Below are 15,474 nucleotides of genomic sequence, written 5' to 3'. Positions count from 1 at the left end.
TCCGCGACGACGGCGGCGGCCCCACATATGGGGTGCGGTGCGCCCGGCGACGTAGACGGTCACGCCGACCGCACCGAGCTCGACGGCAAGGCTGCACTCGGCGCCGCGCGTGACGCCCGCGACGGCGGTCTTCCAGAAGCTGCGCCCGCAGACGGGTCCGACCGGCGCGATGGGTCGCCCGCTCGCGGTGATCTCGCAGCGGCGTCCACCTGGCGTCCTCCCTCGCGTACGAACGGGTCCACGTCCCCGGGGCCGGGCTCGTCGGCGACAGTTGCTCTCGTCGGGGCGGGCGGTCCGTCGAGGGGTCGGGTGGTTGTGCCTGAGCACGAGGTCAAAGGGCTCCTCGCCGGGCTCGGGGTGCGGGTGCCTCGGGGGAGTGTTGTGCCGATTGTCGGGGGCGACGACGGGCTCGGGGGGCTGGTCGGGGCGGCTCGGGGGCTGCGGGGGCCGTTGGTGCTCAAGGCTTACGGGTCGGGGCTGGTGCACAAGAGTGACGTCGGCGCGGTGCGGCTCGGGCTGGGGGCCGGGGGGCTGGTGACCGCCGCCAGGGAGATGGCCGCGCGGGTGGCGGCGGCCGGGTTGGAGCCCGGGGGCTGGCTGGTCGAGGAGCAGGAGGCGGCGGGGGCCGAGCTCATCGTCGGGGTGGTGCGTGGGCCGTTCGGGCCGGCGGTGTTGCTCGGGCATGGTGGGGTGCTGGCGGAGACGCTCGATCAGGTGGTCGTTCGGCTGCACCCGCTCGGTGGACCCGATGGGACGGCTTCGCTGATCGCCGCGTTGCCCGGGCTCGACGCGCTGCGCGGTGCACGCGGTACCGATCCGGCCGATCTGGACGCGCTCGCGGAGTTGTTGGCCGCGGTGGACCGGGTGCCGGAGGCGGTGGCCGCCGCGTACCCGGGCCTGGAGCTCGACGAGTTCGAGTGCAATCCGGTCATCGTCGGGAAAGACGGCGCGGTGGCGGTGGACGCCCGCCTGGTACTGCGGCCGTCGGCCCGGTCCGACGCGGAGGCCGAACCGACCGATTTCGGGCCGCTGTTCGCGCCCCGCACGGTCGCGGTCGCCGGGGCGTCGACGGGCAAGACCACGTTCGGCAACCGCTTCCTCGCCGCCTACCGGGCCTTCGGTCGGACCGAGGGCCTGTACGCCGTGCACAGGTCGGCGCGCGAGGTCGACGGCGTGCCGGCCGTCGCGTCCGTCGCGGACATCCCCGGCGGCGCCGACTACCTGCTGGTCGCCGTACCGGCCGCCGCCACACCGCAGTTGGTCGCCGGGGCCGGACAGCACGCGAGGTTCGTGCACGTCGTCAGCGGGGGGTTCGGCGAGGCCGGCGAAGACCGTTTGGAGCAGGACCTCTTGGCCGCCGCCCGGGCCGCGGGAGTCCGGCTGCTCGGGCCGAACTGCCTGGGCGTGTACGCCCCGTCCGGCGGCCAGACGTTCCAGCTCGGGGTTCCCACCGAGCCCGGAACCATCGGCGTCGTGTCGCAAAGCGGCGGACTGGCGGGCGACATCGCCGGTGCTGGCACCCGGCGCGGTCTGCGCTTCTCGGCCCTGGTCACCATCGGCAACGCCGTCGACGTCGGCGCGGGCGAGCTCGTCGAGCACTTCGCCGGCGACCCCGCGACCCGGGTGATCGGCATGTACCTGGAGGGCGTCGGTGCCGACGGCGAGCGCCTCGCACGTGCGGTGCTGCGCGCGACCGCCGCGGGCAAGCCCGTCGTCGCCCTGGTCGGCGGGCTCAGCCGCCAAGGCGCCCGCGCGGTCGCCTCGCACACAGGGGCGCTCGCCGGGGGCGAGCGCATGTGGGAGGCCCTCAGCGCGGCTTCCGGGCTGACCGTCGTGCGGACGCTGGAGGACTTCCTCGCGGTGCTGGCCGTGTTCCAGCGCCACCCGGAGGCGGCGTTCGACGCGGCCGCCGCACCGCGCAGCGGGGTCCTGGTCGTCGGGCCCGGCGGCGGCGCGTCCGTGCTCGCCGCCGACGCGTGCGACCGCGCCGGGCTGGCCGTGCGGCCGCTGCCCGAGCGGGCCGCGGCGCCGTTGCGGGCCCGCGGCTTCGGGGCCGGGACGTCGTTGGCCAACCCGGTCGAGATCCCGCTCGGGCCGGCGACCGGGCCGGACGCGTTCGCCCGCGTCCTCAAGCCCGTACTCGCGCAGACCGCGTACGCGGACGCGCTGTTGCACGTCAACGTCCAGTCCTTCTACGGCTATGGCGACGGGGGCGTCGCCCCGTTGCTCGAACTCCTCGGCTCGCTGGGTGCGTTGCCCGCGAACGGAGCCCGGATCGGCCTTGTCGCGCGCAACCTGGCCTGCGCCCCACCTGACGACGCCGAGCGGGTCGCGGCGGCGTGCGGGGCCGCGGGCGTACCGCTGTTCAGGGACTTCGACGAGGCCGCCACCGCGATCGCCGCCGTGCAGCGCCTGCACGCCGTCGCGCGCGCGACACCGATCGCTGATATCGATATGCGGGCGACAACCGGATGTTCGAGCCGAAGGCTTGGAACCGTGCGCCGCCACGATCGTGAACCGCCGCCCTACACCCGTCCGTTCGACGACCCGGAGCCCTGATGCGCGCCGCAGTCCTGTCCGATTTCCACGCCCCGCTCGCCGTCCGCGACGACGTCGAGATCGCCGAACCGGGGCCCGGCGAGGTGATGGTGCGTGTCGTCGCGTCCGGGATCTGCGGGTCGGACCTGAAGGCGATCGACGGCAAGAGCCCCGTCGTCCGCGAACTCCCGGCGATCCTCGGGCACGAGAGCGCCGGCATCGTCGAAGAGGTGGGCCCCGGCGTGACGATGGCCGCGCCCGGCGACCGCGTCATCGTCGCGATGACGGGCAGCTGCGGGCGCTGCGAGCCGTGCCGGCGCGGCGCGCAGTCCGCGTGCCGCAGCCCGATCCGGCGCAGCCGGCTGGGCCGCATGCGGGACGGCACGACCCGGTTGCGGGTGGACGGCGCGCCGGCGTACCCGTTCATCGGCATCGGCTCGTTCGCCGAGTACGCCGTCGTGAACGAGGAGATGCTCGTCCCCGTGCCGGACGCGCTGCCGCTGGAGCACGCGTGCCTGCTCGCGTGCGGCGTCATCACCGGCGTCGGCGCGGTGCTCAACACGGCCGCGGTCGAGCCGGGCGCGACGGTGCTGGTCGTGGGCGCGGGCGGGGTGGGGCTCAACGTGCTCCAGGGGGCGGTGCTCGCGGGGGCGGCGCGGATCGTCGTCGCGGACGTGAATCCGGGCAAACTGGAGCTCGCGACCGGCTTCGGCGCCACCGACGTCCTCCTCGCCGACGGCGCCGCGCCGCTGGCCGAACGGGTCGCCGCGATCACCGACGGCGGCGTCGACTACGCGTTCGACGCCACCGGCCACCCCGGCGTCCTCGCGGACGCCTTCGCCGCCACCCGCGACGGCGGCACCACCGTCATGGTCGGCAGCCCGCCGAACGAGCCGATCAGCCTGCTCCCGCAGCACCTCTTCTTCAACCGCACCCTCAAGGGCTGTGCCGGCGGCGGCGGACTGCCCGCGCGCGACCTGCCGCGGCTCATCGAGCTGGCCGCCGCCGGGCGCCTCGACCTGGCCCGGCTGATCACCGCGATGGTGCCGCTGGACGGCATCAACGACGCCTTCGACGACCTGCGGGCCGGGCGGCTGGCGCGCGCGGTCGTGCGGTTCTGAGCGGCTCCGCGGGGCCTGGCCCGGGGGCCGTACGCCCTGACCCGGGGCTCCGTAGGCCCTCACCTGCGGAGGTCCCGTAGGCCCTGACCTGCGGCGTTCCCCGCGCCCCCGGAAGGCCGCGAAATTGCGGTGACGGGGGCCGCTGCGTGGTGATTACATGTATGTTCGCCCGCCGGGTGCGCTTCGGCGTGCCCCGGATCCGGAGCTGCGAGAGAGACCGCGTTGCTGATCAAACTCATCCGGGCCCACTTGAGGCCCTATCGCCGAGACATCGTGCTGCTGGTGATCCTCCAGCTCATCCAGACCTCGGCGACCTTGTATCTGCCCACCCTCAACGCCGACATCATCGACAAGGGTGTGGTCAGGGAGGACAACGGCTACATCCTGCGTACCGGCGGGGTCATGCTCGGCGTCTCCGTCCTGCAGATCGCGTGCTCGATCGGCGCCGTCTACTTCGGCGCGCGGACCGCCATGGCGCTCGGACGCGACGTCCGCGCGTCCGTCTTCGACCGCGTGCAGTCGTTCTCCGCCCGTGAGGTCGGCCAGTTCGGCGCGCCCTCGCTGATCACGCGCACCACCAACGACATCCAGCAGGTCCAGATGCTGGTGCTCATGACGTTCACCCTGATGGTGTCCGCGCCGATCATGTGCGTCGGCGGGATCATCCTCGCGCTCAACCAGGACGTCCAGCTCTCGTACCTGCTCATCGGCATCGTCCCGACGCTGGGCGTCATCGTCGGCGTCATCGTGTCCCGGCTCCGCCCGCTCTTCCGGCGCCTCCAGGACGACCTCGACACCGTCAACCGCATCCTCCGCGAGCAGATCTCGGGCCTGCGCGTCATCCGCGCCTTCGTCAAGGACGACCACGAGCGCGAGCGCTTCGCCGTCGCCAACGACGAGCTGACCGACGTGTCGTGGCGCGTCGGCCGCATCATGGCGCTGATGTTCCCGCTGGTCATGACCGTGGTCAGCCTCTCCAGCGTGGCGGTCATGTGGTTCGGCGCGCACCGCATCGACGACCACTCCATGCAGATCGGCTCGCTGACCGCGTTCCTCAGCTACCTGATGCAGATCCTCATGTCGGTGATGATGGCGACCTTCATGTTCATGATGGTGCCGCGCGCCGAGGTCTGCGCCGAGCGCATCCAGGAGGTGCTCGACACCGGGAGCACCCTCGCGCCGCCGCTCCAGCCCGTCACCTCCGTGGACCGGCGCGGCTTCGTCGAACTGCGCGACGTCGAGTTCCGCTACCCCGGCGCCGAGGCGGCCGTGCTGCGCGGCATCACCTTCACCGCGCGGCCCGGGCAGACCACCGCCGTCATCGGGTCCACCGGCAGCGGCAAGACCACGCTGATGACGCTCCTGCCGCGGCTGTCCGACGTCAGCGACGGAAGCGTGCTGGTCAACGGGGTCGACGTCCGCGACCTGGACCCCGCCCTGCTCGCCCGCAGCGTCGCGCTCGTGCCGCAGAAGCCGTACCTCTTCTCCGGCACCATCGCGAGCAACCTGCGGTACGGCAACCCCGAGGCCACCGACGAGGACCTGTGGCAGGCGCTGGACGTCGCACAGGCCCGGTCCTTCGTCGAGGCCATGCCCGAGGGGCTCGACGCGCCCATCTCGCAGGGCGGCACCAACGTCTCCGGCGGCCAGCGGCAGCGCCTCGCGATCGCCCGCGCGCTCGTCCGCCGACCCGAGGTCTACCTCTTCGACGACTCGTTCTCCGCACTCGACTACGCCACCGACGCCCGGCTGCGGGCGACGCTGCGCCGCGAGACCGAGGACGCCACGGTGATCATCGTCGCGCAGCGCGTCAACACCATCCGCGACGCCGACCGGATCATCGTCCTCGACGAGGGCGAGGTCGTCGGGGACGGCACGCACACCGAACTGATGGCCGGCAATCCGACGTACCGGGAGATCGTGCTGTCGCAGCTCACCGAGGAGGAGGCGGCATGAGCACGGCCGAACGCAACGGCGCGCCCGCGCCCGCCGACGGAGCTCCCGTCAGCACCGAGAAACCCGCCGCCGCCCCGGCCGCGCCCCGCCGCGGGCCGCAGCCGATGGCCGGACCGGGACGGTTCATGGGCGGGCAGCCCGCCGAGAAGTCGCTCGACTTCAAGGCGTCCTCGCGCCGCTTGCTGAAGCTCCTCGAACCGGACAAGACGCTCGTCTACGGGATCTTCGTGCTCGCGGTGTTCGCGGTGGCACTCTCCGTCACGGGTCCGAAAATCCTCGGCGAGGCCACCGACAAGATCTTCCGCGGCGCGTTCGGGCCGAACGGCGTCGACTTCGACGAGGTCGGCGTCATCCTCGGCTGGGCGGTCGCCGTCTACGTGCTGTCCGGCGTGCTCAGCATCATCCAGTCGCGCGTCGCCAACGCCGTCCTGCAGCGCGCCGTCAAGCGGCTCCGCACGGACGTCGAGGAGAAGATCGGGCGGCTGCCCCTGTCGTACTTCGACAAGCAGCCGCGCGGCGAGGTGCTCAGCCGCGTCACCAACGACATCGACAACCTCGGCCAGACGCTGCAGCAGACCATGAGCCAGCTGCTGTTCTCGCTGCTCACGATCGTCGGCGTCCTCGGGATGATGTTCTGGATCTCGTGGCTGCTCGCCCTCGTGGCGCTCGTCACCGTGCCGGTCTCCGTGATCGTCGCGGCGCGCATCGGCAAGACCGCGCAGCCGCAGTTCATCGCCCAGTGGCGCAGCACCGGCAAGCTGAACGCGCACATCGAGGAGATGTACACCGGGCACGCGCTGGTGAAGGTGTTCGGCCGTCAGGCGGAGTCCGCCGAGACGTTCCGCGCCGAGAACGACCGGCTGTACGCGGCCTCCTTCAAGGCGCAGTTCGCCTCGGGGCTCATGCAGCCGGCGATGATGTTCATCGGCAACCTCAACTACGTCCTGGTCGCCGTCATCGGCGGTCTCCGGGTCTCCTCCGGCACCCTCTCCATCGGCGACGTCCAGGCCTTCGTCCAGTACTCACGGCAGTTCAGCCAGCCGCTGACGCAGGCCGCGAGCATGTCCAACCTGATCCAGTCGGGCGTCGCGTCCGCCGAACGCGTCTTCGAGCTCCTCGACGCCCCCGAACAGGCCCCGGACCCGAACCCGCCGGCCCGCCCGTCCTCCCTGCTCGGCCGCGTCTCCTTCGAGAACGTCGCCTTCTCCTACACCCCCGACAAGCCCCTCATCACCGACCTCTCCCTGACCGTCGCCCCGGGCGAGACCGTGGCCATCGTCGGCCCCACCGGCGCAGGCAAGACCACCCTGGTCAACCTCCTGATGCGGTTCTACGAGGTCACCGGCGGCCGCATCACCCTCGACGGCGTCGACACCGCCGCCATGTCCCGCGAGGAACTCCGCTCCGCCGTCGGCATGGTCCTCCAGGACACCTGGCTCTTCGGCGGAACCATCGCCGACAACATCGCCTACGGCGCCACCGGCGCCACCCGCGACGAGATCTGCGCCGCCGCCAAGGCCGCCCACGCCGACCGCTTCATCCGGACCCTCCCCGACGGCTACGACACCGTCGTCGACGACGAGGGCACCGGCATCAGCGCCGGCGAGAAGCAGCTGATCACCATCGCCCGGGCCTTCCTCGCCGAGCCGACCATCCTCGTCCTCGACGAGGCCACCAGCTCCGTCGACACCCGCACCGAAGTCCTCATCCAACGCGCGATGGCCCGCCTCCGCGACGGCCGCACCGCCTTCGTGATCGCCCACCGCCTCTCCACCATCCGCGACGCGGACACCATCCTCGTGATGGAGAACGGCGCCATCGTCGAGCAGGGCACCCACACCACCCTCCTCGCCGCCGCCGGCGCCTACGCCCGCCTCTACGAATCCCAGTTCGCCGCAGCCCCCGCCGAGGTCGACTGACCCACCCCCGACCCCTCGCCCCCCACAACAACCAAGTGGCGAAGCCACCCCCCAAGTGCGGTATGGTTTCCGTGCTCGGCCAGCCGAGCAGTCAGTACCGGGACGTGGCGCAGCTTGGTAGCGCACTTGACTGGGGGTCAAGGGGTCGCAGGTTCAAATCCTGTCGTCCCGACGGTGCTTATGCAGGTCAGGCCCATGATCACTTTTGGTGATCATGGGCCTGTCTGCGTTGTGGGAGCCGCTTGGGAGCGATCCCCGCTCCCACCGCGATGTCAAGCTGCCTTCGACCTGCGCTGACGCCTCTCCCGACCCCTTGGCGACTCCGCGCGGGGGTCGTCGGTCCGGGCCGGGATTCCGCAGTTTTCCCCGGCTGCGGTTTTCACCGGTGCTTTCTTCTTCTTGTTCTTCATCTTCGGAATGGTGCCCGGCGCGGCGGTTGCCCAGGGAACAGGGTCGCCGGGGTGTGCCCGGGACCAGGTTTTCCGCCAGCGCTTTTCGAGGGCTTTGACGAGGCGTCGGTTGACGCGGTCGGCGACGTGGCCGTAGACGTCCTGGATCTTGTCGGGGACGTGGTGCCCGAGGCGCCGCGCGCGCACCACGTCGTCGCATCCCTCGTCGATCATCCAGGTGTTGTGCGAGTGCCGCAGCCCGTGGAACGTCAGCCCGGGCTTGACCGGCCCCCACCCGCGGCGCGGGTCGCCGTTGACGGCTGGCCGCCAGTACCGCCGCGAGAACGTGGACCGGCGCCACCACCCGCCGTCGGGGCTGGTGAACACCGCCCCGTCCACGATGCGTTCGGTGCCGTCCGGATGGGTGGTCTTCAACCCGCGTGCCGCGTGCTGCCGTTCGGCCGCCAACAATGCGGCGAGGAATGGCGGGATGGGGATCTCGCGTGCGGATTCCGCGGTCTTCGGGGGGCCGAGGAAGACCCGGCCGCCGATCTCGTGCAGCGACCCCTCGGGCTGGACGGTGACAACCTCGCGGGCCGTGTCGATGGCGGTCCACCGCAGTCCGGTGGTCTCACCCCATCGCATCCCGGTGTACGCGGCGGTCAGCACCATCACATACGCATTGGACCCGGCGAGTTCCCGGATCCGTTCGGCGATGGCGAGGACCTCCCCCGGTTCGGCCCACACTGGCCCGGCCCTTCGCACCCGCGGCCGACGCCCCCGGCGCCGCGCCGAGGCGGGGTTGGCGCCAATGAGTCCTTCGTCGACGGCGTCCGTGAGGATCATCGACAACAGCTTGCCGATATGCGCGACCGTCGCCGGGGCATATCGCACATCGAGGGAGATCTTCCACGCGCGGACCGCGGAACGGGTGATGCCCGCGAGCTCGAGCTCACCCCACCGCGGCAGGAGGTGGTTGCGCAGCAGGCTCTCGTACATGCCGCGGGTCTCCTCGCCGACGTCCAGCGTGGTCCGCCACACGGCGACCCAGTCACCGAACACCGTGCCGCTGTGGGCCGCTTCACCGGCGGGTTCCCCGATCGCGGGGGCCGGGGCGTGCTCGGCTGGCGTGTCGGCTCGCCCCGCTGTGGGCGTAGTGTGGGGCTGTGCGGGTGGTGCCGGGACGGGGTCGGCCGTGGGTTCCGTGTTGGAACCGGCGGTACCGGAAGCGGTGGGGTGGGCGTTGAGTTGGGTGACGCGTTCCTCGGCGGCGTCGCGGTCGGCGAAGCCGCTCTCCGAGGCGAGGGTGCCGTCGCCGGCGGGGTAGCGCACCCGCCAGGTGCGTCCGTGTTTCTCGGACCAGGCCATCGGGGCTGGTTCCTCCCTGCGTGTCGGGGTCGCCCCATCCCCGCACGGCAGTCGCGTGTGCGGTTCCGGGGCCGGACGACGTCGATGGACGCTCTCCACCGCACCCCGGTCAAGTCGTCGCCCACGCCGCCCGGTTCGGAGCCCGAACACGATGACCGGAACGACGCGTCGGGCCGCCACGGACACATGACCGGACCGCGGCAGAGAGACCGTTCACTCCTATACGGAGGATTCGCGGACCGAAAACGACACCCGAGCCACGCACACCGCAAACGCCGGAGGGTTCCACCCACACTCCGATACGTCGTCATGCGCCGGGAAAACGAAGAACTCGACCCTCCTCAGGGTCGAGTCCCAGGCCCGAGTTGTCCGTCATCTCCGGTATGGCCGGGGGCAACCGACTCTATGTCGGTCCGGGCGCAGCTCCCACAGTCACCTACGATTTCTCGTGACTTCAGGTTAGCCCTCCGCAACCCCGCGTCTATCAATCGAAAGGGTGGCGTACTGGAGCGAATTCCCCCGCTCTGGCAGTGGTAGGGCGGGGGTGTGGTGCGTACAAGGCCAAGTGATCGACCCGCGCGTCGCGGTCAACTTGCTCCCGACGCCAGCGACGAGCCGGCTTCCGTGTCGTTCGCGCGCGAGGTAGGCGCTGCGGGATCTCAGCCGCCAGGGCGTCGTGATCGTCGACGGCCGCGGCCGCGGCCGCGATGCCGGGGACGGACAACCGCAGACACCACCGACCCGGCTGCACCATCACTCACATGCCGCTTGACCTGCACGGACGGAATTGTCGGCCCCTACAGCGTACGGCGAGCCGGTCGGAGCGGGGGCAGGGTCGTGGGGCGTTTGCGCGGCGTGGCGGTGGCCGCCGGATCAGCGAGGACCTCCAGCCCGGGTGTGTCCTCGCGGACGCGGTAGGAGCACGCCAAGTTGAACTTGAAGATTCGACAGCGGCGAATCTTGGCACGGGCGCACGCCGCGCCGGCCATGCGCGTCGGCAGGCGTTCCCGCATGTCCACGCCTAAGGTGGGTGCGCTTTTCGATGAGATCCTCGCCGACGCCGGCATCCGCACCGTCCTGACCGCCGTGCGCACACCCCGGATGAACGCCGTCATGGAGCGCTGGGTCCGCACCTGCCGCCACGAACTCCTCGACCGCACCCTGATCTGGAACCAACGCCACCTGCTCCACGCACTACGCCAGTTCGAACAGCACTACAACCAGCACCGGCCGCACCGCACACTTCAGCAGGCTGCGCCGCTACGCGCACTGCCCGAGCCGATCACCGATCCCGACGAACTGGCGCGGCTGCGGATACGCCGGAACGACCGACTCGGCGGCACCATCCACGAATACCGACATGTGGCCTGACCTGCGCGGATGAGGTTTTCGGCACCCACAGGGTAACCGACGGCCCGCTTGTCAATCGCTACTCGGGGGAGTCGTGTACCTCGTGACTGTCAGTGGTGGTCCTTACAATTCCCCCGTGAGCGATTCAGGCAAGTCCCAGCTGACCGAGACGGAGATCCGTACCCGGTACATCACGCCCGCCCTGAGTGCCGCCGGCTGGCCCCTGACGTCGCTCCGCGAGGAGTACTACTACTTCTCAGCTGGACGCATCCAGGTGGTCGGCAAGAAGGGTGTGCGCAAGAAGCCCAAGAAGGTCGACTATCTGCTTGAGTGGCGTCCCAACCTCCCGATCGCCGTGGTCGAGGCCAAGGACAACAACCACGAGCCGGGCGACGGGATGCAACAAGCAATCGAGTACGCCGAGCAGCTCGACGTACCCTCGGTCTTCACCAGCAATGGTGACTCGTTCGTGTGGCACGACCGCACCGGCATCCGGCCAGAGATCGAGGTCGAGATCCCGCTGGAGCAGTTCCCCTCTCCCGAAGCCCTCTACCAGCTGTACAAGCAGTGGAAGGGCATCGAGGACGCTGACGAGCCGGTGATCGCAGGTCAGTTCCATGACGACGGGTCGGGACGCCGGCCGCGCTACTACCAACGCATCGCGATCAACCGGACGCTCGAAGCGATCGCCAAGGGGCAGCGTCGGCTGTTGCTGGTCATGGCCACGGGGACGGGTAAGACATACACCGCCGCGCAGATTATCTGGCGGTTCATGGAGTCCTTCCGGACGATCAACCAGGACAAGGGCCAGGCCCGCGTACTTTTCCTGGCCGACCGCAACATCCTGATCGACCAGACCATGATGAACGACTTCGCCATGTTCAAGGGGCGCATGGCCAAGCTCAGTGCTTCGCGCGGCACCATCTCCAAGGTGGCGACCGCCGACGACCCGGACCGCGCGGGCAGCAAGGTCGTTGACAAGAGCTTCGAGCTGTACCTCTCCCTATACCAGGCGGTGACCGGTACCGAGGAGATCGACAACGTCTACAAGCAGTTCTCCCCCGACTTCTTCGACCTGATCATCGTCGACGAGTGCCACCGGGGCAGCGCCCGGGAGGACAGCGCCTGGCGCGGCATCCTGGAGCACTTCGACTCGGCCATCCAGCTCGGCATGACGGCCACGCCCAAGGAGACGAAGACAGTCAGCAACATCGACTACTTCGGCGACCCGCTCTACACCTACTCCCTGAAGCAGGGCATCGACGACGGCTTCCTGGCCCCGTACAAGGTCATCCGCACGGCGCTTGACGTCGACACCTTCGGCTGGCGCCCTGAGGAGGGGCAGCGTGACGACGCAGGCAACTTGATCCCCGACCGGCACTACACCGGCGAGGACATCGATGACTCGATCGTCTTCCCGGAGCGCGACAAGCGGGTTGCCGAGCGGATCACCGAGTACCTGAAGAGCACGGATCGCTACGGCAAGGTGATCGTCTTCTGCCAGGACATCCCGCACGCCAACCGCATGCGCCGGATATTGGCCAACCTCAACGCCGATGAGGTCCGTAAGGACTCGCGCTACGTCATGCAGATCACCGGCGACGACCAGCAGGGCAAGCAGGAACTCGACAACTTCATTGATCCTGAGATGCCCTACCCCGTGATCGCCACCACCAGCAAGCTGCTGGCGACCGGCGTGGACGCCCAGACCTGCAAGCTCATCGTGCTCAACAACCGAGTCGAGAGCATGACCGACTTCAAGCAGATGATCGGCCGCGGTACCCGGGTACGGACGGACTACGACAAGTGGTTCTTCGTGATCATGGACTTTAAGAACGTCACCAAGCTGTTTGCCGACGAGGGCTTCGACGGCGACCCGGTCAAGGTCTACGAGCTGCCGCCCGACGGCGACATGAAGGATGCCGTCGAAGGGCTGGACGACGTCGACGAGACCGTGGGCGAAGGCGAGGACAACGAAGGCCCGGAGCAGTGGGTCGAACGGCCCGGAGCGCGCAACGTCCGTCGCAAGCGGATCGTGGTCAGCGGCCAGGCGGTGACGATCATCGGCGAACAGGTGCAGATGCTCGGGACTGACGGTAAACCCCTCACCTCCAGCCTCAAGGAGTTCGTCCGCAGCCGCCTGCTGGAGCGGTACCCGACCGCGGAGGCCTTCGTGAGCGCCTGGTCGGCTGGGGATCAGCGAACGGCTCTACTCGACGAGCTGGTGGACGCCGGCATACCGCTGGAGGACCTGGTGGAGCAGTCAGGCCTAGCGCTTGACCCATTCGACATGGCCCTACATATTGCCTATGAACGTCAGCCGATCGAGCGACGGCAGCGGGCCGAAGCAGTCCGCGCGAACGGCTACCTTGGCAAGTACCAGGGCCAGATGCGCGCCGTGTTGGAGGCACTGCTCGAAAAATACGTCGAGTCCGGCGTGCGTTCGTTGGAGGACATCGGGGTGTTGCGGGTGGAGCCTTTCCGTTCGATGGGCGGCCCCGTGGAGCTCATACGAGCCTTCGGAACCCGCGAGACCTATTTCAAGGCCGTGCATGACCTTGAGGAGCAGTTGTACCAGGAGGCGCAGTGATTTCGTCCACGCTCATCAAGTCCATCCAAGACGTCATGCGGCAAGACCAGGGTGTGGACGGCGATGCGCAGCGGCTCAGCCAGCTCGTCTGGATGATCTTCCTCAAGATCCTGGACGACACCGAGCAGGAGCTGGAGCTGATGACCGACGGCTACACTCCTGCGATCCCAGCGCAGTACCAGTGGCGGGCCTGGGCGGGCGACGAAGAAGGCCTGACCGGTGATGACCTCAACGACTTCGTCAACAACGACCTCTTCCCAGCGCTGCGCAAGCTGAGTGGCGACAGCAACCCGCGGACTCTGATCGTGCGCGAGGCGTTCGAGGACTCGTACAACTACATGAAGAGCGGCACGCTGCTGCGCCAGGTGATCAACAAGATCAACTCGATCGACTTCACTGTCCGGGCCGACCGGCACCAGTTCAACGACCTCTACGAGAAGCTGCTCAAGGACCTCCAGAGCGCTGGCAACGCCGGTGAGTACTACACGCCGAGGGCGCTGACGCAGTTCATCGTGGAGATGGTGAATCCCCGGCTCGGGGAGGTGGTGTTGGACCCGGCCTGCGGCACCGGCGGCTTCCTTGCCAACACCATCGACCATCTGCGGAGTCAGGTGAAGACGCCCGACGACGAAGCGCTCCTGCAGGCCTCGTTGCGGGGCATCGAGAAGAAGCAGCTGCCGCACCTGCTCTGCCTCACCAACATGATCCTGCATGGCATCGACGCGCCGACCGCCATTCGCCGCGCCAATACCCTGACCCGCCCGCTCCGTGACTATGGTCCGGCCGACCGCGTAGACGTGATCGTCACCAACCCGCCTTTCGGTGGCGTCGAGGAGCCAGGGGTCGAGCAGAACTTCCCACAGAAATTTCGTACTCGCGAGACGGCTGATCTCTTTCTTGTCCTTATCATGCGGCTGCTCAAGCCGGGAGGGCGCGCAGGCCTCGTCCTTCCCCACGGAACGCTGTTCGGCGAGGGTGTTAAGACTCGCATCAAGCAGCAATTGCTCGAGGAATGCAATCTACATACCGTCGTTCGCGTGCCAAGCAGCGCCTTCGCTCCATATACGAACATTGCCACTAACCTACTCTTCTTCAGCAAGGGTGAGCCCACGAAGGAAGTTTGGTTCTATGAACACCCTCTTCCCGAGGGTCTAAAGAGCTACAACAAGGGCAAACCCATGCAGTCCGAGGAGTTTGACGCGGAACGCGCATGGTGGGGGGCGCGCAGCGAGTCGGAGAGATCGTGGCATGTTAGTGTCGACGAAATCCGTGAACGCAATTTTAATCTTGACGTAAAGAACCCGAATGCCACTCTGGGCAAGAACGAAAGCCTTGCGGAGCTGCTTGCCGATTATCGCCACAAACAGCGCGAGGCGGCGCGGACGATTGATGCCATCCGACACCTACTGAATCAGGCATTGAACAGCTATGGATCTTGATGAGCTCCGACTCATGGTCGACAGCTTGGATGAGTTGGCGCGTATTCCCGGCGGTATTGAGAGGATTCGAGATGCTGTCGTTGAGCTTGCTCTGACAGGGCACCTTGTAGAGTCGGAACCGGAGAGTGAGTCCGTCGACCGCTTGCTTGCGCGAATCGCCTCGGAGAAGGAAGCTCGGGGGCTAAAGGGCGGGGTGCGTGCGCTAGAGTCGGACGGAAATTTCGCTTTGCCTGATTCGTGGCGACTGGTCCCCCTCGGCGACATCTTGGCTCACTGTCGGAACGGAACGTCGGCTAAGCCGAACGATGTGGGTGAGGGCTACCCACTGCTTCGGATCAGTGCCGCAACGTCTCGGCGCGACGGCGTTGTCAACCTTTCTGACCACAAGTTCGCCGAGTTGCCCGAGGAGCAAGCTAGTCCTTACCTGGTTCGTCCCGGCGACCTTCTGGCTTGTCGTTTCAACGGCAACTTGCGCTATGTCGGCAGGGTGTCCCAGGTTCCCGCCGAGGTGAATGATTCGATTCTGCATCCAGACAAGCTTATCTGCCTTCGGGCAATCATCGTGTCGCATGCCTATTTGCGACATGTAATCAACTCCCAGTTTGTTCGAAGGCAGATTGAGGATGTTGCGGCGACAACCGCGGGAAATATTGGAATCAATGGCAAGCAGGTCAAAGCGTTGGCCGTTCCGTTGGCACCGCTGCCTGAGCAGGGGCGTATCGCCGAGCGCCTGGATGAGGCCTTTGCTTTGCTGGATCAGCTTTCTCTTCTCATTGCGTGAGGTTCGAGCGCCGGGATGATGAA

The 15,474-nt window shown here is 68.3% G+C and carries 9 protein-coding genes and 1 tRNA gene; 9 read left to right on the top strand and 1 reads right to left on the bottom strand.

All coding sequences use genetic code 11. The annotated features are described in order from the left end of the window. Window positions 1–27: 27 nt before the first annotated feature. From QI554_RS13565 to QI554_RS13545, 5 genes are all read left to right on the top strand, one after another. Window positions 28–2,559 (top strand): acetate--CoA ligase family protein, encoded by a 2,532-nt coding sequence (locus QI554_RS13565; protein ID WP_281469895.1) that lies wholly within the window; start codon window positions 28–30, stop codon window positions 2,557–2,559. Beyond that, window positions 2,559–3,659, top strand: a complete 1,101-nt coding sequence (locus tag QI554_RS13560; RefSeq protein WP_281469697.1) for an alcohol dehydrogenase catalytic domain-containing protein — start codon at window positions 2,559–2,561, stop codon at window positions 3,657–3,659. The genes QI554_RS13565 and QI554_RS13560 overlap by 1 nt, the downstream gene beginning before the upstream one ends. Before the next feature lie 222 nt (window positions 3,660–3,881). Next, window positions 3,882–5,615, top strand: a complete 1,734-nt coding sequence (locus QI554_RS13555) for an ABC transporter ATP-binding protein (protein WP_281469695.1) — start codon at window positions 3,882–3,884, stop codon at window positions 5,613–5,615. Further along, complete coding sequence (locus QI554_RS13550) at window positions 5,612–7,534, top strand: ABC transporter ATP-binding protein (RefSeq protein ID WP_425527968.1); 1,923 nt, start codon at window positions 5,612–5,614, stop codon at window positions 7,532–7,534. The genes QI554_RS13555 and QI554_RS13550 overlap by 4 nt, the downstream gene beginning before the upstream one ends. A 98-nt stretch (window positions 7,535–7,632) precedes the next feature. Next, window positions 7,633–7,706, top strand: a tRNA-Pro gene (locus QI554_RS13545). Between the two features lie 100 nt (window positions 7,707–7,806). On the opposite strand, the gene QI554_RS13540 is transcribed toward QI554_RS13545, so the two are convergent. Beyond that, window positions 7,807–9,291, bottom strand: coding sequence for a tyrosine-type recombinase/integrase (locus QI554_RS13540; RefSeq protein ID WP_281469694.1), 1,485 nt, complete (start codon window positions 9,289–9,291; stop codon window positions 7,807–7,809). Between the two features lie 1,011 nt (window positions 9,292–10,302). Here QI554_RS13540 and QI554_RS13535 point away from each other — a divergent pair. From QI554_RS13535 to QI554_RS13520, 4 genes are all read left to right on the top strand, one after another. Continuing rightward, window positions 10,303–10,662, top strand: coding sequence for an integrase core domain-containing protein (locus QI554_RS13535; RefSeq protein ID WP_281469692.1), 360 nt, complete (start codon window positions 10,303–10,305; stop codon window positions 10,660–10,662). Window positions 10,663–10,777: 115 nt separating this feature from the next. Further along, window positions 10,778–13,231: an EcoAI/FtnUII family type I restriction enzme subunit R gene (gene hsdR / locus QI554_RS13530; protein ID WP_281469690.1), complete on the top strand. Its 2,454-nt coding sequence runs from the start codon at window positions 10,778–10,780 to the stop codon at window positions 13,229–13,231. After that, entirely contained in the window at window positions 13,228–14,670 is a 1,443-nt protein-coding gene (locus tag QI554_RS13525) for a type I restriction-modification system subunit M (RefSeq protein WP_281469689.1), read from the top strand. The genes hsdR and QI554_RS13525 overlap by 4 nt, the downstream gene beginning before the upstream one ends. Further along, window positions 14,660–15,451 (top strand): restriction endonuclease subunit S, encoded by a 792-nt coding sequence (locus tag QI554_RS13520; protein WP_281469687.1) that lies wholly within the window; start codon window positions 14,660–14,662, stop codon window positions 15,449–15,451. Before QI554_RS13525 ends, QI554_RS13520 begins: the two co-directional genes overlap by 11 nt. Window positions 15,452–15,474 lie beyond the last annotated feature (23 nt).

Origin of the sequence: Yinghuangia seranimata, from assembly GCF_029953285.1 — a bacterium.
Taxonomy (GTDB): Bacteria; Actinomycetota; Actinomycetes; order Streptomycetales; family Streptomycetaceae; genus Yinghuangia; species Yinghuangia seranimata.
The sequence above is the reverse complement of the archived record's forward strand: the minus strand, read 5'-3'. Positions and strand labels throughout refer to the sequence as shown.

Coding starts and splice junctions, on each gene's coding strand:
- QI554_RS13560 (WP_281469697.1), top strand. CDS start 2,559: ATGCGCGCCGCAGTCCTGTCCGATTTCCACGCCCCGCTCGCCGTCCGC.
- QI554_RS13535 (WP_281469692.1), top strand. CDS start 10,303: ATGTCCACGCCTAAGGTGGGTGCGCTTTTCGATGAGATCCTCGCCGAC.
- QI554_RS13565 (WP_281469895.1), top strand. CDS start 28: ATGGGGTGCGGTGCGCCCGGCGACGTAGACGGTCACGCCGACCGCACC.
- QI554_RS13550 (WP_425527968.1), top strand. CDS start 5,612: ATGAGCACGGCCGAACGCAACGGCGCGCCCGCGCCCGCCGACGGAGCT.
- QI554_RS13540 (WP_281469694.1), bottom strand. CDS start 9,291: ATGGCCTGGTCCGAGAAACACGGACGCACCTGGCGGGTGCGCTACCCC.
- QI554_RS13520 (WP_281469687.1), top strand. CDS start 14,660: ATGGATCTTGATGAGCTCCGACTCATGGTCGACAGCTTGGATGAGTTG.